This is a genomic window from Bacillus sp. FSL H8-0545, assembly GCF_038006105.1.
GTDB classification, from domain to species: Bacteria; Bacillota; Bacilli; order Bacillales; family Bacillaceae_G; genus Bacillus_A; species Bacillus_A cereus_U.
The window spans coordinates 4056844-4074058 of sequence record NZ_JBBOUO010000001.1; the positions used below are offsets into that span (position 1 = coordinate 4056844).

Consider the following 17215-nt stretch of genomic DNA (forward strand, 5'->3'; position numbering starts at 1 on the left):
TCTTTTTTCTTACCCGTTCCTTACAAATTCCTTACGTTCAAAAAAAGCTTGTAGAATCTACTTCTCTACAAGCTAAAACTGCATCTTTGTTAATACAACTGTAAAAATTGTTTTTTCATACGGCTTACTAGAAAGATGAATTTCTCCATCCATCGCTTCCACAAGTCTTTTCGTAATCGTTAACCCTAGACCGCTTCCTTGGTACAATCTATTTCTCGAATCTTCAAGTGTGTACATACGCTCAAACACTTTATCAATATGAGATTCATCAATTCCTTTTCCTTTATCCCATACATCTATATACACACTCGTTTCATCATCTCTTAAAGTCATACCGAGTGCCTTTCCATCGTCTCCATATGTAATCGCATTGGATATTAAATTATTTAACACCCTGCCTAATACTTCTGCATTTCCAAGTGCATATATATTTCTTTCCGGTATATCAATATGGACATGAAAACCTTTCGTCATCACTAAATCATAGAAAGATAAAACCTTTTCACGACAAACTTCATTCATATTTACTTTTGTTATCTCAATTGCCTTGTCACCAGATTCTAATTTTGCTAAATCAAAAAACTTATGAATCAGTTCCATAACTTCTAGTGTTTTCACATGCACCTTTTCAAGTAATATTTGCTGTTCTTCTTTACTTATCGTTTTATCCTTATTTAACATTTCTGTATATCCAAGAATAACTGTTAGTGGTGTTTTTAAATCATGTGAAATATTTGAAAGCATTTTTCTCATCGAAATTTCCACTTTCGCATGATCAGCATTCGTTTTCTGTTTTGCATCTAACAAATGATTAATAGCCACTAATAACTTTTGCAATTCTGTATCATCCGTCATAATTAATAGCTTCTCACCAGTTTGTTCTTTTACAATTTGATTTAACTTCTCATACGTATAGCGTAAATTCCTACTACTATTTTTCCTAATTTTATATTGCACGTAAATAACGATAAGCAATATAATAATCACCACTGTTAAAAATACAACCACACTACATCACTTCCAACTTATAGCCGATGCCCCATAATGTTTTAATATATTCTGGATTAGATGGATCACTTTCAATTTTCTCACGTAATCTTCTCATATGAACATTAATAACATTATCATCACCATAATATTCTTCATTCCAAACAAGCTTATATATTTGCGCTTTCGTAAAAACACGATTTTGATTCTTCACGAATAGCTTTAAAATCTCAAATTCTTTTAAAGTAAGTTTAAGCTGTCTTCCCTTTTTCTCCACAGTAAAATTAATTGGGTCAATTATTAAATCACCAATCTGAATGGCCTCATCTTTTGATTCCACAGCTGAATACTTTGTAGATCTTCGAATAGCAGCTTTTACACGTGCTGCTAATTCAATCATAGAAAATGGTTTACAAATGTAATCATCCGCTCCAAGCCCTAAGCCAATCGCTTTATCAACATCTGTATCTTTTGCCGACATCATTAAAATCGGAACAGCACTTTTTTCTCGAATGATTCGCACAACCTCTAAGCCATCTAACTTTGGCATCATAATATCGAGAATAATCAAATCAAATGAACCTTTTAAAAATGCGTTAACTCCTTCTTCTCCATCAGATGCGATTGTAACTTGAAAACCTTCTTTTACTAAATATGTTTCAACCATCTCTTGAATTGAGATATCATCTTCAACTAATAAAATATGATATGACATATTTCTATCCCCTTTTCACAAACATTAACAATTCAATTGTATCGCAACTGCAAATTAGTTGGTACAATTATATGAATTTTCAAACCAACTTCCCTTCCTTCCTTAACAATGATATGATGAAATTCACTACTATTGTTCATAATTAACTTTATATAAAGGAGACTTATCATGTCAGAAAACAAAAAAGTAAGCTTAGCTGATTTAATGCGCGAACAACTTGCAAAGAAAAAGCAAGGAAATGGAAACGGCTCAAATAATGGAAGTCAAAGTCAAGAAACGAAAAAATTACAAAACCAACAAACGAAGAAAACAAACAACCAACGTAGACGTACAGGTGTATAAATGAGCGGGCAAAAACGATCTAACGTCGCGCCAGGTCTTGCGGTTGATATTGTGTTAAAACAAGATCAACGTACAGGCAAGCTAACAAGAGGAATTGTAAAAGATATTTTAACTAACTCACCCTCTCATCCGCACGGCATTAAAGTACGATTGCAGGACGGGCAAGTTGGCAGAGTCCAAAATATCATTCAATAAGAAAAGGAGCTCATTTAAACTTGAGCTCCTTTTTCTTTATTAACCTTTAATTTTCTCGATGAAAACTACTTTTAAATAGTCTCCTTCTTTAAATTGATCAATTGTACGGAAATCTTCTGGTAAAGAATGTTCTTCTAATATTTTATATTTACCGTTCATTTCTTTGAATGCTGTATCGATAAAGCCATTAAACTTTTTCATATCGAATGCGCTACAATTTGTAGAAGCAACGATAATACCGTTATTTTCTGTAATCGCAATTGTTTCTTTTAATAAGTTTTTATAATCTTTCGCCGCACTGAACGTATATTTTTTTGAGCGTGCAAAACTTGGAGGGTCAAGTACAACCATATCAAATTTCATCTTTTTCTTAGCAGCATATTTGAAATATAGAAATACATCTTCTACAATAATATCTTGTGCTTCGTAATCAATTTCATTTACACTAAACTGCTCGATCGTTTTACTTAAGCTACGATTTGCAAGGTCAACACTTGTTGTTTTACTTGCGCCGCCAAGTGCTGCAAATACAGAGAAAGCTCCAGTATAAGAGAACATATTTAAAACTGTTCTTCCTTTTGCATATTTATCACGAATTTGTTTTCGAACGTTACGTTGATCTAAAAATACACCAACCATCGCCCCGTCATTTAAATATACAGCAAAGTTTACACCGTTTTCTTTTACGATAAGTGGGAACTCACCGCGCTCTCCTGTTACGAAATCATCACCTTCAATGTACTTTCCTTTCGTATCAAAACGTTTTTTCTCATAAATCCCTTTGAAGTTTGCTACTTTTTGAAGCGCTGCTACAATCTCATCACGGAAAGTATAAATCCCTTCACTATACCAACTAATTACGTAATAGCCGTCATAATAATCGATAATTAAGCCACCAAGACCGTCACCCTCACCGTTTACCACACGGAATGCTGTTGTATCATTTGATTTATAAAAATCTTTTCGTTTATGTAAAGCAGATTTTATTTTACTTTCAAAGAAATCCTGATTTATTTGCTCTTTCTCTTTTCTCGTTAAAATCCAGCCATACCCTTTATTTTGTTTTCCATAATAGCCTTTTCCGATAAATTGGTTCTTCTCATCTACTACCTTGATGATTGTCCCTTCTTCACGAATATCGTTTAAATTTTGAATCGCATCTTTTAAAATAAGCGGATATCCACTTTTAATTTCTTTTATAAATTTCGGTTTTATTTTTATAGTTACTTCAGATCGCATGTAATGTCTTCCTTTCCATTTGAATGCTTTCTAATTAGTAGGAAGCAATGTAAAAAATGAGGCTGAAAAAAGCCTCGTTTCACTATACCATATTATTGCTTTGCTCGTACAACTAGCTCATCCTCTCGCTTAATCGAAAAAAAACTTATATATTTTATCATTACCATTGACAATGATAATGATTTTCACTATCATTTAATGTATATGAAACGATGAAAATAATGATAGATTTATAGGAGGAATAAAGAAATGATTATTGTTACAAATACATCTAAAATTACGAAGGGTGACGCACATAAATTAATTGAGCGCTTTAATAAAGTAGGTAAAGTTGAAACGATGCCTGGTTTCTTAGGACTAGAAGTTCTTCTAACTGAAAATACAGTTGATTATGATGAAGTAACGATTAGCACTCGTTGGAATGCAAAAGAGGATTTCCAAGGTTGGACAAAGAGTACGGCCTTTAAAGATGCGCATTCACACCGTGGTGGATTACCAGATTTTATTATCGATAATAAAATCTCATTCTATGATGTTAAAATTGTTCGTATGCCAATTGCTGCGGCTCAATAACTTCGGTTTTAATAATTGGTATAGAAGTATGAGAAGTAATATATCTTCTCTACTTCTATACCTTTTCTTTTTTCAATTTCTTTTCACCAACTTCGCGTGCACGACTAGTCTACCAGCCTCTGAATCCAGTGCATAATCACATGTAGAAAGTGTTAAAATTTGATCATCCGCTGTCACTTTTGTATCTGTTTGATAGAGTGATCTTTCCTTAATTTTTTCTAGAAAAGATGCATAGTCTTCATCGCTTCCAAAATTCGTTTCAATATAATAGAAATCAGTTGTCGTTGTATATACTGAAAATACTTCTACATCATATCCTTCAAACAAAGTATCGTAGTACAATTTGCGATGAGACATGAAGAAATCTTCTTCTAATATTTTTTTAAGACTCCCAAACATAGAGCCGTCTTTCATACGATGTCCGTATAGAATCGTATTTCGATTTTGAGATTTTACATCGTTACGATGATCCATAAAAATACTGCCTGCCCTCATGTCCTCACCTTTATAATTACGGTATAAATAGTAATCGTTGTCTTTCGCTTGAACAATCGGATAATTAATTTGCGTATCATCCATCGTAATCCAACCAACTATTTCTGGATTAATTTTTTGTAAGGCTTGGAACTGTGCACGTACTGCTCCATCTGATGATTTTTCTTCCATCGGACTCCTTTGATAAATATCTTGTGCTTCAGCCATTACTTTGCGATTTTCATAGTAATCCATGAACATCCCGCCTAATTCATACACGGAGTAGAAAAAGATACCTAAAAAAGCAACTGTAAGTATTCTTTGAAAAAAGGAATTCTTTTTCTTTTCTTTCTTGCCGCTCAAATTATCACCTCAAAACGGATTACCAAAGGGATTTAGTCGCCTATCAAATACCCATTGGCACCATATACAATCCTGTATCTTCATCGTGCTTTACAACAACGTCTACACCATATATCGTCTTGATCATATCTTCCGTTACGACTTCACCTGGCTTACCCTTCATCACAATTTCTCCATCTTTCATAACGATAATATGATCGCTATAACGGATTGCTTGATTAATGTCATGTAATACCATAACAATCGTTAAACCATGTACTTCATTTAACTCTTTCACTAACTCTAATATTTCAAGCTGATAGTAAATATCTAAATACGTCGTTGGTTCGTCTAAAAACAGCATGGGCGTATTTTGCGCTAAAGTCATCGCAATCCAAACACGTTGCCTTTCCCCACCAGATAATGCATGTATTGGCTTATCACGCTTATCTTGTAGTCTCGTACACGTCAATGCTCTTTCTATTGCTTCGCTATCCTCATCCGTTTGTGTAGAAAAAATATTTTTATATGGCATACGCCCAAAACTCGTCAATTTTTCAACTGTAATATCTGCTGGCGCCTCATTTTGCTGATGAACGACCGCTAGCTTTCTAGCAAACTCTTTCGGCTTATACTGGCTAATAGCTTTCCCATCTAGCATTACTTCTCCGCTACGGGGATCATGATTTCGCGACATAACACCTAGTAATGTTGATTTCCCACAACCATTTGGACCAATAATTGTTGTAATTTTTCCAACCTCTATCTCACTACTAACAGACTTTAAACGATCCGTTACATTATCATAAGAAAAGGTTACATTTTTAATTTCCATGAACTCGATCACTCTTTCTAAGCAAGAATATTAAGAACGGACCACCGATGACTGCCATAATCGTCGCCGCTGGAATTTCATTAGGCGGTACGATTAGCCTACCAATTGTGTCTGCCGTTAAAATTAATAACGCACCTGCAAGGGCTGAAAATGGAATAAGTACTTTATGATCTGATCCAACCAGTTGCCTTGAAATATGCGGGATAAGTAATCCAACGAAAGCGATAACACCCGCAATTGCAGTTGATACAGCTGCTAAAAGAACAGCAATGACAGAAATAATAAGGCGTACCCTCGTCACGTGAAGTCCAAGGTTTTTAGCCGTTTTATCTTGTAGAGATAATAAATTACACCACGCCCCTACAAACAGTGCAAGTATAAGGCCGATTGATCCATATGTAACAAGTACTTCCACATCGCCCCATGTCTTCATCGTTATATTAGATGTTGTCGTCTGCTTAATACTTTTAATGAAATATCCGCAAATCGTAACGAAAGATTCATTTAAACCAGTAAACATCGCATTTATCGCTATACCGATCAAAATGATACGCAGCGGACTTAAACCTGATTTCCAAGAAAACGCATAAACGAGATAACAAGCAAACGCACCGCCTAAAAACGCGAATAGTGGTGTCCAGAAAAAGAACTGAGGGAATAGCGTAATGATAACAAGCGTCATAAAACTGGCCCCTGAAGATATCCCGATAACCCCAGCATCCGCAAGTGGATTTTTCATAACTGCTTGGAAAAGCACACCAGAAACAGCAAGCGCCGCTCCAGTGAAAAGTGCAATAATGATGCGCGGGAAACGTAAATCTTTAATGACTTCAACTTCTTCATTTGTCCCTGTAAATATACCTTGAAAAAGATCAATGACACCTATTTCTAAACTACCTTTCACAGCGGATACAGTAGTCATAATAACTAGTAATACTGTGACGATGAAGAAACTCCAAATTTTTTTATTCATCTCAATCTTCCTTTATCTATACATGCATCATGGATACATCATTTTCTTTAATTCATCTAAGGCTTCAATAGCTGCTAAATTCCCCGTCGTTCCAAATAAGCGCTCTTCTAAATCGTACACTCTATTATTTTTAACTGCGGCAAAATGCTTCCAAATGTCGTTCGTTTTAAATTCCTTATCGAACATTTTCACAACTTCATCTGGCATACCATGCGCTGCACGTAAAATAATATCTGGATCAGCTTTTTTTAAGTACTCTGTATTAGAAGCTAAATATTCTACTTTCTCACCTTGTACGATATTTTTACCACCTAGTTGTTTTACTAAATCCCCAATATAGGAGTGTTCTGTCGCAACTAAATAACTTCCAGGTACTCCAAGTAAAATAAGGACTGTCGGTTCTTTCTTCCCTTCCACTTGTTTTTGAATGTCTGCAACTTTTTTATCGAACTTTGTTACGACTGCTTCAGCCTGTTTCTCACGCCCATATGTTTTACCCAAATCTGTAATTGAATTTTGCATGTTTTTTAAACTCGTTAAATTTAAAAAGTTTGCCTTAATGCCTGCTTCATTAAAAACTGGCTTCAACTCATATTCAAGCGTCGTAACAGATAATACTTCTGATGGTTTCATTGATTTTACTTTTTCCATATCAGGACTCATCGGATTCCCAACTTCAGGTAAACCTTTATAGCGCTTTGGCAAAGTTTTAGAACTTGTAGGAATACCTGCTAAATCTACTTCTAATGCATCCATAATTTCAGTCACAGCAACTGTCGTTGCAATAACACGTTCCTCACTACTGCTCTTTACCTTTTTTGCCGTTTCTTTTTTGGGTGATGAGCACCCAGCTATACTAAATAAAAGAATGATAGCCATGAATACACTCGTGATTTTCTTCACTCTCAATCACCACTCCTTTCGGTACAATATGAAACGAGTCTTGATGCATGAAACCATGCATCAAGACTCCAAATTTTACAGTCTACCTGCTCTATATTTACGAACTAAGAAAGCAAGTGATCCTAGTAATAGCAACATATACATTCCAATCTGTGCTGTATCTGCTGTTTTTGAGTTTTTCTCTTTTTTCACATCATTCTTCGCATTTTCATTTTGCTTCTTACCGTCTGCATTTCGGTTGAAATCAGGATTACCGATTGTTTTTGCATTGTCTACTTTCGGTGTAATCACTGGATTTTTCGGATCATTCTTCGGATCGTTTTTCGGATCCTCTTTAATAGTTCCTACTGCACCAATATTATTTGTATCAAATTGAATTTGCACGTCGTAGAAATGATGATAGTTCATCGAATCAATATCTACTTTTACTTTCGCATTTAATTTCGCAAATAAATCATCAACCTCAAACTCTATCACTCTCGTATCTGCATTTTTATCTTCACTCACTACTTTTGCATCAACAAATGCACCAGCATTTTCTGTTTGGAACTTCGTAATCCACGCACTATTTTTCAGTGTCATCGCAACATATTTCTTACCATCTTTCACTGTTAATCTAGCTGGATTTACAACATATTGATTCATCATTGAAATCTCATCCGTTTTATCTTTTAACACTTTAAAAGCAACATCATATTGACCGTCTTTTAAATTTTTCGGATCGACTGTTATGTGTCCATTTTGGTTATTATTTCCGCCTTGATTATTGTTTCCATCTTGGTTGTTACTTCCACCTTGGTTATCGTTTCCGCCTTGATTATTGTTTCCATCTTGGTTATCGTTTCCGCCTGGAATGTTGTTTCCATCTTGATTACCTAAAGCTTTAATACTACCTTTATCAAATGCAAATTGAATATCATAGAAATGATGGTAGTTCATCGCATCAATATCCACTTTCACTTTTGCATTTAACTTTTTCGATAAGTCGTCTACTTCTACTTCCACTACTCTTGTATCTTGCTCTTTATTTGTACCTAATACTTTCGCATCGACAAACGAACTATTCTTTTCAAACTCAAACTTTGTAATCCATGAGCTATTCGTTACTGTGAAGGATACATATTTCTTACCATCTTTCACTTTTAATACGCCTGGACTCTTCGTATATGTGTTCATCATTGAAATTTCGTCTGTTTTATCTTTTAGCACTTTAAAACCGATACTGTATTCACCATCTTTAAGAGCATTTGGATCAATTGTTGTGTTATTGTCTTGGTTATTATTTCCGCCTTGGTTATTGTTTCCACCTTGGTTGTCATTTCCACCTTGGTTATTGTTTCCGCCTTGGTTGTCATTTCCACCTTGGTTATTATTTCCGCCTTGGTTGTCATTTCCACCTTGGTTATTGTTTCCACCTTGGTTATTGTTTCCACCCTGGTTATCGTTTCCACCTTGGTTATCTACTGGCTGAATGCTATCTTTATCAAATGCAAATTGAATGTCGTAGAAATGATGATAATTCATTGAATCAATATCCACTTTCACCTTTGCATCTAATTTTTTCGATAAATCATCTACTTCTACTTCCACTACTCTTGTATCAGCCTTCGTATCTGTATTTAATACATTTGCATCAACAAACGCACCATTTTTCTCAAACTCAAACTTTGTAATCCATGAGCTATTCGTTACTGTGAAGGATACATACTTCTTGCCATCTTTCACTTTCAATACGCCTGGGCTCTTCGTATATGTGTTCATCATTGAAATTTCTTCTGTTTTATCTTTTAACACTTTAAAACCGATACTGTATTCACCATCTTTAATTGTGTCAGCATCCGGTTGTTTATCTCCGTCTGGTTGTTTATCTCCATCTGGTTGCTTGTCTCCGTCTGGTTGCTTGTCTCCGTCTGGTTGCTTATCTCCGTCTGGTTGCTTATCTCCATCTGGTTGCTTATCTCCATCTGGCTGTTTCTCTTCATTTTTAATTGGTTCAAGTTTTTCTTGATCAAATAAAAGTTGTACGTCATGCGTTTGCTTGTAACCTTGTGATGCCACCTCAATAAATACTTTTGTATTTATTTTTTTAGATAAATCATCCACTTCAAATTCTACGACTCTTGTACCTTTTTCTTTATCTTCACTCACTACTTTTGCATCAACAAATGCACCATCTTTTTCCGTTTGGAAGTTTTTAATTAATGAGCTACTTTTTAGTGTTACGATTGCTTTTTTCTTACCATTCTCTACTTTCAATACTCCTGGATTTTCCATGTAAGTATTCATTTTAGATTCTTCATCTGTTTTATCTTTTAACACTTTAAAGGGAATGCTGTACGCACCATCTTTAATTATTTCAGCATCCGGCTTTTTATCTTCATCCGGTTGTTTCTCTTCATTTTTAATTGGTTCAAGTTTCTTTTGATCAAATACAAGTTGTACGTCATGAGTTTGCTTGTAACCTTGTGATGCCACCTCAATAAATACTTTTGTATTTATTTTTTTAGATAAATCATCCACTTCAAATTCTACGACTCTTGTACCTTTTTCTTTATCTTCACTCACTACTTTTGCATCAACAAATGTACCATCTTTTTCCGTTTGGAAATTTTTAATTAATGAGCTGCTTTTTAGCGTTACAATCGCTTTTTTCTTACCATTTTCTACTTTCAATACTCCTGGATTTTCCATGTAAGTATTCATTTTAGATTCTTCATCTGTTTTATCTTTTAACACTTTAAATGGAATGCTGTACGCACCATCTTTAATTGTGTTAGAATTTGGTTGTTGATCTGAGTCAGGCTTTTGGTCGGGCTTCTGACTTGGATCCGGATTTTCATTTGGATCTGGCTTATTAGCTGGGTCCTCTTTTTCATCTGGTTTTTCTACATGAATTGGTGTAATGCTATTTTGGTCGAATGAAATACGAATGTCATAGTAATGATGATAATTAAAAGCATCAATATCAACTTTTACTTTCGCATTTAATATTTTCTCTACATCTTCTACATCAAATTCTACTACTCTTGTATCGCTCTCTGTATCTTCACTAACTACATTTACATCAACGAATTGACTACCTTTTTCTGTTTCAAACTTCGTAATCCATGAACTATGCGTTAACGTAAAGGATACTTTCTTTTTCTCATCCTTTACTTTCAAAGTCCCCGGGCTTATAGAATATTGATTCATCATTGATTCTTCATCTGATGTATCTTTCAAAACTTTGAAACCAATTGAATATTCACCGTCAGCTAAAGTTGTAGCTGCTTGAACTGCAAGTGGTTGTAGCGTTGATACGAATGTAAAAATCGTTAGAAACATTGCAACAACAATTTTAAAATACCTGTTCAATAGAATGACTCTCCTTTTTAAAATTTATTTACTTAACTTCACTTTACGAACTAAGAAAACACCTGAGATTAAAACTAACGCTGCAAATAATCCGATACGTGCTTCGTCGCCTGTTTTTGGATTATCTATTTTTTCAGCTTTTCCACTTTCATTTGTTTCTTTTTTTGTATCTTTATTTGTTTCTTTGTTATCTACTTTCGTTTTCTCTTCTTTTACTTGGCCATCTTTTTTAGTTTGATCATCAGTTTTTGTTACACCAGCTGCATTGTTATCGCCGCCTACAGCTTTTACATTCGCATCAAACGCAAAGCGAACTGTGTAATGATGGTCGTAGTTTGCACTTGGTACAACAACATGAATTTTTACTCCTAACGGTTTAGATAAATCATCAACTTTAAATTCAACCGTTCTTTTATCTGCTGCTTCGTCTTTGCTAATTACTTTTGAATCAACGAAATTACCATTCTCTGGTGCTTTAAATTCTGTAATCCAAGCACTATGATTCATTGGAACTTGTACTCTCATCTCACCATTTTTTACAATTAACTTAGCTGGTTTTTCAAAATAATCATTTGCCATTGAAGCTGAATCATCTTCCGCCTTTTTGATAACGTAGTTAATATCGTAAGTACCATCAGCTAATTTTGCTGAGGCTTGTCCAGATGGTATTACGAGAAAAGCTAGCATACATACTAACGTTATAATAAATGCGGGTAATACTGAAAACTTTCTCATTTTACTTACTTCCTCCTTGTTTATCTTTCGTTTTATAATTTGAAAATGATAATTATTCTCAATTTATAAGAAAAAAAATAATCTCTTCTACCTTTATTTCATTGTCATTACTTTATGTAATGTAAGTATCGTTGATTATCATTCTCACTAAAGGTCAAAAAATATAATATCCCTCTATATTCCCTATAAAAAGCACTCTAAAATAATTCAATCTCTTTACTGATTATCATTCTCAACAGACCACAAAAAAAATAAACTACCTAATTCTATTGTTCTATCACCTCTTCTTCCAAAAATGATATAGTCATAGAAAACCTCTTCCCCTGCTCCCCTCACTTCCCTTCCAATATTTCCACAACTAAGTCAATCTTAGCCTAATGCTAATTTTATTGTCAACTATATTACGTATAATTTTTTTAATATCTAAATTTTTTTATATACGGCTTTTTCTACAAAAAAAGAGGCTTCCTTTCATAGAAAGCCTCTTTTCTCTATTTTTCTACAGCAATTTCTTGCTTTTGAAACTTAGAAACTATATAACCAATTCCTATACCGATCATACCTGGAACTAACCAACCAATCCCTACGCTATATAATGGGATTTTATTTAAAATAGGTGTTAGTGCAGCAATTTGAAGATTCGCATTGTGCAATCCATCAAAGAAGCTAATCGCAAATGACCCTACAATACCACCTACATACATCGCTAACGGAAGACGAACGTAGTTTTCAACGAGTGATAATACGATCAGTACGATACCAATTGGGTAAATTGCAATTAAAATTGGCAATGCTAATGCATTTAACTGAGTTAAACCAAGATTCGCTACCATAAATGCTAATACACAAAAAATGAAAACGACTTTTTGATAAGAAAGCTTTGGTAATAACGAAGAGAAATATTCTCCACAAGCTGCAACAATACCTACAGAAGTCGTTAAACATGCTGCTGTAATTGCGATGCCAAGTAATAATGTTCCGTAATTACCAAATAAATGATTTACGGCGTTTGTTAAAATAATTCCTCCGTTTGCACCCATTCCAAGCGAAACACTAGAAGCTCCAAGGTAAGCAAGCGCTAAATAAACAAGAAGTAAACCAAGTGCTGCAATAAATCCTGCAAAGATTGTTACTTTCGCAATGCTGTTCTTATTTGTGATGCCTTTTGATTTTAAAGCATTGATGACTACATTTCCGAATACAAGTGCTGCAAGTCCATCTAAAGTTAAATATCCGTCGATAAAACCTTTAAAAAGAGGAGCACTATATGCTTCTGTCGGTGCACCAAATTCTCCAATTGGTGTAATAAGTGCTTTACCTACAATAATTGCAATAACAGCTAACAAAATTGGAGTTAACACTTTACCGATGCGTCCCACTAATTTCGATGGGTTTAAAGCTAAATAGAAAGTTACTGCAAAGTAAATAAGTGTAAAGATAACAAGTGGATATGATTGACCAGCTATTTCACTTGGTAAAAACGGTGCAACACTCATTTCGTAAGCAACTGTTCCTGTACGTGGAACACTTACGAATACGCCTAAACATAAATAAATTGCAGTGATAAAAACAAGTGCGAATACAGGATGTACACGTCCTGCTAATTCATTAATATCTCCCTTTAGAGCTATAACAATAACTCCTAATAAAGGCAGTCCTACACCTGTTACGATAAAGCCAAATAACGCGATCCATACATCTGTTCCAGCACCTTGTCCTAACGCTGGTGGAAAAATCATATTACCTGCACCGAAAAACAGTGCAAATAACATTAAGCTTATTGCAAACATCTCAGAAAACTTTAAAGATGATTTCATTTCTACTAACCTCCTAAATAATTATCTGATTAACAAAATATTCTGAATTAAATCCCGTCACATATCCTCTTTCAAGCATACTTCCCTATAAAATAACGCAAAAAACACCCGTCCCTAACAAAGGGACGAGTGTTGAAATCGTGGTTCCACCCTTATTCTAATAAAATGAATTTATAACGAAATAAGCTCATTTTATAGCTCGTGTAAATTGATAACGGTTTTATCCGCCAAGAATTACAATGCATCACGCAGTTCACTCTTGAAGTTTAGAGGTGGTAAGTTTGTCTTTCCGTATTAGGAAGCTCACAGCCTAAGGCTTCCCTCTCTGAGAATCGTCAAAAACAACTCATGTCCTCATCATTACTTTTATAAAATATTTTGTCGAAACTTGTTGTTTTTTATTATATGGGCTATTTTCTAAAAAATCAATAGTTTTATTTTTTCTGACAAAAAAATATAGGGAGAAAACTTTTCTCCCTATAACTGCCCTATTAATATTTCTAATTCGTCAGCTGTAATGTTTCGCCATTTTCCAGATTCTAGTCCATTCAGCTCTATATTCATAATGCGTACTCGCTTTAGCTTTGTTACAGTAAACCCGAAAGCACGGCTCATTCTGCGAATTTGCCTGTTCATTCCTTGGGTTAAAACGATGCGAACTGTTGATTGATCGACTCTTATCACTTTACATGGCTTTGTTATTCCATCTTTAATCTTTACACCACTGGACATCATATCAATAAACCAATCTGTAAAAGGCTTATCAACCGTTACAACATATTCTTTCTCATGCTCATAATCACCGTGTAGAATTCGATTGGCAATCGTGCCGTCATTCGTTAATAAAATGAGTCCTTCCGACGCTTTATCTAACCGTCCAACAGGAAAGATTCGCTCTGGGTAATTGATATAATCAATAATATTATCTTCAATATGATCAGCTGCTGTACAAGTAATTCCAACTGGTTTATGAAAGGCGATATACACCTTTTCCTTCTCTTCTTTTGCAATAACCTGTCCATCAATCGTTACAACATCACCATCGCTCACGATTGTACCGTGCGTGCAAATTTCACCGTTAATCGCGATACGTCCTGCTTTAATAAGACGGTCTGTTTCGCGTCTTGAGCAGGATTTTACTTCGCTTATGTATTGGTTGATTTTCATGTTTTATTCCTTTTCTTATAGATTAAAAGCGTCAATCCATGGCAATATCATTATGCCAAGATTGACGCTCCTTTACTTCGCAAAAACAACTAAATAAATTACCCCAATCACCAAAAATATTCCGCAACAAGCTAACAATACTTTTGCAAGTTTGTCCATAAACATATAATGGTTTCCCCTTTTGTTTGGTTGTTTGCTATTTTAATTCGACAACTGTTACGCCTAGGCCTCCCTCGCCCATATCACCGTAGCGGTAGGTTTTCACGCCGCGATGTTTCTTCAAGTAATCTTGTACACCTTGGCGAAGCGCTCCTGTTCCTTTACCGTGAATAATTGACACACGAGGATAGCTTGCAAGCTGTGCATCGTCTAAATATTTTTCAACGCGCATCATTGCATCTTCATAACGTTCACCGCGAAGGTCTAGCTCTAACGACACGTGATAATCTCTACCCTTCACACTTGCGACTGCTTTTTTCTCAGTTTGCTTCGGTGTATTAATGTATTCCATATTGGATTCTTTCACTTTCATCTTCAGAATACCAATTTGTACGCTCCACTCTGTATCACTTACTTTTTTAAGCAATTGACCTTTTTGACCGAACGTTAACACTTTTACTTCATCACCTGGTCGTAATTGTTGTTTCGGCGCTGTATTTTTCACATTTACTTTTTGTTTCTTCACAAGCTCTGGCGCTGCCCCTTCTAGACGGCTCTTCGCTTCAATAAGCTCATGGTCTTTCACATTTACAAGCTGCGCTTTACGCAATTGACGAAGTTCATGAATAATGCCTTCTGCTTCTTTCTTCGCAGCTTCGACTTTTTCTTCCCCTTCTTTTTGCGCTTTTAATAATTTTTCATCGCGCTCATCGTTAAATTCAATAATTTGACGCTGTAATTCACGATGAAGTTTTTCAGATTGCTTACGATGTTCTTCCGCTTCTTTTCGTTCGCGCTCTGCATTTTTTTGGCTTTCTTCTAGCTTTGCAATCATATTTTCGATTTTGTTCGTATCTGTACTAATATGGTTACGAGCGCGATCAATAACGCGATCAGACAAACCAAGACGCTTCGAAATTTCAAAGGCGTTACTACGTCCTGGTACACCGATTAATAATTTGTACGTTGGGCTTAATGTATTCACATCGAACTCAACGCTCGCATTAATAACTTGCTCACGATTGTATCCATATGCTTTTAATTCTGGGTAATGCGTCGTTGCAACAACGCGAGCACCACGGTTACATACTTCATCTAAAATAGAAATCGCTAGTGCAGCCCCTTCTTGCGGATCTGTCCCAGCACCTAATTCATCAAATAGGACTAAACTTTCAAAATCAGCTTTTTCTAAAATATCTACAATGTTTACCATATGAGAAGAGAATGTACTTAAATTTTGTTCAATCGATTGCTCATCACCGATATCAGCAAAGATGTTTTTAAATACACATATCTCTGATTCATCCATTACCGGAATATGAAGACCAGATTGCGCCATTAAGACACAAATACCGACTGTTTTAAGTGTAACTGTTTTACCACCTGTATTCGGTCCTGTAATAACGATTGTTGTAAAGTCTTTACCAAGCATAATGTTATTTGGCACGATAATTTCCGGATCAATAAGCGGATGGCGTGCTTGTTTTAAATCCATGTAGCGTTCATTATTTACGATTGGCTTCGTCGCTTTAATTCGCTTCGCATAAAGAGCTTTCGCAAAAATAAAATCAAGATTTGCAACTACTTCTACGTTTGATAGAACGATATCAGCTTCCACTGCTACTTCTTCTGTTAGCATCATTAAAATGCGTTCTACTTCTTGTTTTTCTTTCACACGTGCTTCTTGAAGCGCATTATTTAATTCCACGATTACTTGCGGTTCTATAAATAACGTTTGTCCAGAAGCAGATTGATCGTGAACAATACCACCATATACGCCGCGGTATTCTTGTTTTACTGGGATTACGTAACGTTCGTTACGAATCGTTACAATTGCGTCTGATAACATTTTTTGTGCGTTTGAAGAACGCGTCATGTTTTCTAATTTCTCACGAATACGGCTTTCCGCAGTACGAATTTGGTTACGAATACCACGCAATTTGTCACTTGCGCTATCGACTACTTCACCGCCGTCACCGATACAGTTTGTAATTTTCTTTTCTAAATCATATAAAGATACAATTTGCGCGACATGTCCTTCTAGAATTGGAAGCTCTACGCCATTCTCAGCCATGTCTTCAATAAATCGTTTCATCTGGCGGCTACCATACATCGTACTTGCGATTTCGATTAACTCATGCGGACTTAACATACTTCCAATTTTCGCACGCTTAACATTTGAGCGAATATCAGAAATCCCTCCAAGTGGTACATGTCCTTTTAAACGGATAACTTTCGCTGCCTCATCCGTTGTTTCTTGCAGTTCCACAATTTCTTCAAAATCTGTGCTTGGCACTAAATTCTTCACTTTATCACGACCAAGTGAAGATGCTGTATGTTCAAGTAATTGTTCTTTTACTTTATTGTATTCTAATACACGCAACGTTCTTTCTAACATGTTGCAG

At 35.3% G+C, this 17215-nt stretch carries 15 protein-coding genes and 1 other annotated feature; of the genes, 3 read left to right on the forward strand and 12 right to left on the reverse strand.

What is annotated here, in order from left to right:
• Positions 1–72: 72 nt before the first annotated feature.
• Positions 73–1008 (reverse strand): HAMP domain-containing histidine kinase, encoded by a 936-nt coding sequence (locus tag MHI07_RS21270; RefSeq protein WP_340826119.1) that lies wholly within the window; start codon positions 1006–1008, stop codon positions 73–75.
• 1 nt (position 1009) lies between these two features.
• On the reverse strand, positions 1010–1702 hold the full coding sequence (locus MHI07_RS21275) for a response regulator transcription factor (protein ID WP_002112137.1): 693 nt from the start codon (positions 1700–1702) through the stop codon (positions 1010–1012).
• A 168-nt stretch (positions 1703–1870) separates the two neighbouring features.
• Between MHI07_RS21275 and MHI07_RS21280 the strand changes: the two genes are divergently transcribed.
• Both MHI07_RS21280 and MHI07_RS21285 read left to right on the forward strand, forming a co-directional pair.
• Positions 1871–2044, forward strand: coding sequence for a hypothetical protein (locus tag MHI07_RS21280; RefSeq protein WP_002015431.1), 174 nt, complete (start codon positions 1871–1873; stop codon positions 2042–2044).
• Positions 2045–2239 carry a YwbE family protein gene (locus MHI07_RS21285; protein WP_002160297.1) on the forward strand — a complete coding sequence of 65 codons (195 nt, stop codon included), beginning with the start codon at positions 2045–2047 and terminating at the stop codon, positions 2237–2239.
• A gap of 39 nt (positions 2240–2278) precedes the next feature.
• Here the strand turns inward: MHI07_RS21285 and MHI07_RS21290 are convergent, their stop codons facing one another.
• On the reverse strand, positions 2279–3478 hold the full coding sequence (locus MHI07_RS21290) for a class I SAM-dependent rRNA methyltransferase (protein WP_002112143.1): 1200 nt from the start codon (positions 3476–3478) through the stop codon (positions 2279–2281).
• Positions 3479–3727: 249 nt separating this feature from the next.
• On the opposite strand from MHI07_RS21290, the gene isdG reads away from it, so the two are divergent.
• Positions 3728–4051, forward strand: coding sequence for a heme oxygenase (gene isdG / locus MHI07_RS21295; RefSeq protein WP_002112144.1), 324 nt, complete (start codon positions 3728–3730; stop codon positions 4049–4051).
• 72 nt (positions 4052–4123) lie between these two features.
• Here the strand turns inward: isdG and srtB are convergent, their stop codons facing one another.
• The 9 genes from srtB to MHI07_RS21340 form a co-directional block, all read right to left on the reverse strand.
• Positions 4124–4888, reverse strand: a complete 765-nt coding sequence (gene srtB / locus MHI07_RS21300) for a class B sortase (RefSeq protein WP_340826122.1) — start codon at positions 4886–4888, stop codon at positions 4124–4126.
• 43 nt (positions 4889–4931) lie between these two features.
• Positions 4932–5702 (reverse strand): ABC transporter ATP-binding protein, encoded by a 771-nt coding sequence (locus MHI07_RS21305; protein WP_002199223.1) that lies wholly within the window; start codon positions 5700–5702, stop codon positions 4932–4934.
• Positions 5692–6675, reverse strand: coding sequence for a FecCD family ABC transporter permease (locus MHI07_RS21310; RefSeq protein ID WP_340826124.1), 984 nt, complete (start codon positions 6673–6675; stop codon positions 5692–5694). Before MHI07_RS21310 ends, MHI07_RS21305 begins: the two co-directional genes overlap by 11 nt.
• Before the next feature lie 27 nt (positions 6676–6702).
• Positions 6703–7584 (reverse strand): heme ABC transporter substrate-binding protein IsdE, encoded by an 882-nt coding sequence (gene isdE / locus MHI07_RS21315; RefSeq protein WP_002160292.1) that lies wholly within the window; start codon positions 7582–7584, stop codon positions 6703–6705.
• A gap of 69 nt (positions 7585–7653) precedes the next feature.
• Entirely contained in the window at positions 7654–10932 is a 3279-nt protein-coding gene (locus MHI07_RS21320) for an NEAT domain-containing protein (protein WP_340826127.1), read from the reverse strand.
• A gap of 24 nt (positions 10933–10956) precedes the next feature.
• Positions 10957–11667, reverse strand: coding sequence for a heme uptake protein IsdC (isdC, locus tag MHI07_RS21325; protein WP_340826131.1), 711 nt, complete (start codon positions 11665–11667; stop codon positions 10957–10959).
• 491 nt (positions 11668–12158) lie between these two features.
• The gene (brnQ6, locus tag MHI07_RS21330; RefSeq protein ID WP_002160287.1) at positions 12159–13484 is read right to left on the reverse strand and encodes a branched-chain amino acid transport system II carrier protein BrnQ6; all 1326 of its coding nucleotides are present in this window, start codon (positions 13482–13484) and stop codon (positions 12159–12161) included.
• A gap of 118 nt (positions 13485–13602) precedes the next feature.
• Positions 13603–13854 (reverse strand) — a binding site (T-box leader).
• 107 nt (positions 13855–13961) lie between these two features.
• The gene (locus MHI07_RS21335; protein WP_340826134.1) at positions 13962–14651 is read right to left on the reverse strand and encodes a 23S rRNA pseudouridine(2604) synthase RluF; all 690 of its coding nucleotides are present in this window, start codon (positions 14649–14651) and stop codon (positions 13962–13964) included.
• Positions 14652–14847: 196 nt separating this feature from the next.
• Positions 14848–17208 carry an endonuclease MutS2 gene (locus tag MHI07_RS21340; RefSeq protein WP_002160284.1) on the reverse strand — a complete coding sequence of 787 codons (2361 nt, stop codon included), beginning with the start codon at positions 17206–17208 and terminating at the stop codon, positions 14848–14850.
• Positions 17209–17215 lie beyond the last annotated feature (7 nt).

Excerpts from the sequence above, each read along its gene's own strand:
- MHI07_RS21275 (WP_002112137.1), bottom strand. The coding sequence starts at position 1,702 with ATGTCATATCATATTTTATTAGTTGAAGATGATATCTCAATTCAAGAG.
- MHI07_RS21280 (WP_002015431.1), top strand. The coding sequence starts at position 1,871 with ATGTCAGAAAACAAAAAAGTAAGCTTAGCTGATTTAATGCGCGAACAA.
- MHI07_RS21285 (WP_002160297.1), top strand. The coding sequence starts at position 2,045 with ATGAGCGGGCAAAAACGATCTAACGTCGCGCCAGGTCTTGCGGTTGAT.
- MHI07_RS21290 (WP_002112143.1), bottom strand. The coding sequence starts at position 3,478 with ATGCGATCTGAAGTAACTATAAAAATAAAACCGAAATTTATAAAAGAA.
- isdG (WP_002112144.1), top strand. The coding sequence starts at position 3,728 with ATGATTATTGTTACAAATACATCTAAAATTACGAAGGGTGACGCACAT.
- MHI07_RS21305 (WP_002199223.1), bottom strand. The coding sequence starts at position 5,702 with ATGGAAATTAAAAATGTAACCTTTTCTTATGATAATGTAACGGATCGT.
- MHI07_RS21310 (WP_340826124.1), bottom strand. The coding sequence starts at position 6,675 with ATGAATAAAAAAATTTGGAGTTTCTTCATCGTCACAGTATTACTAGTT.
- isdC (WP_340826131.1), bottom strand. The coding sequence starts at position 11,667 with ATGAGAAAGTTTTCAGTATTACCCGCATTTATTATAACGTTAGTATGT.
- brnQ6 (WP_002160287.1), bottom strand. The coding sequence starts at position 13,484 with ATGAAATCATCTTTAAAGTTTTCTGAGATGTTTGCAATAAGCTTAATG.
- MHI07_RS21335 (WP_340826134.1), bottom strand. The coding sequence starts at position 14,651 with ATGAAAATCAACCAATACATAAGCGAAGTAAAATCCTGCTCAAGACGC.
- MHI07_RS21340 (WP_002160284.1), bottom strand. The coding sequence starts at position 17,208 with ATGTTAGAAAGAACGTTGCGTGTATTAGAATACAATAAAGTAAAAGAA.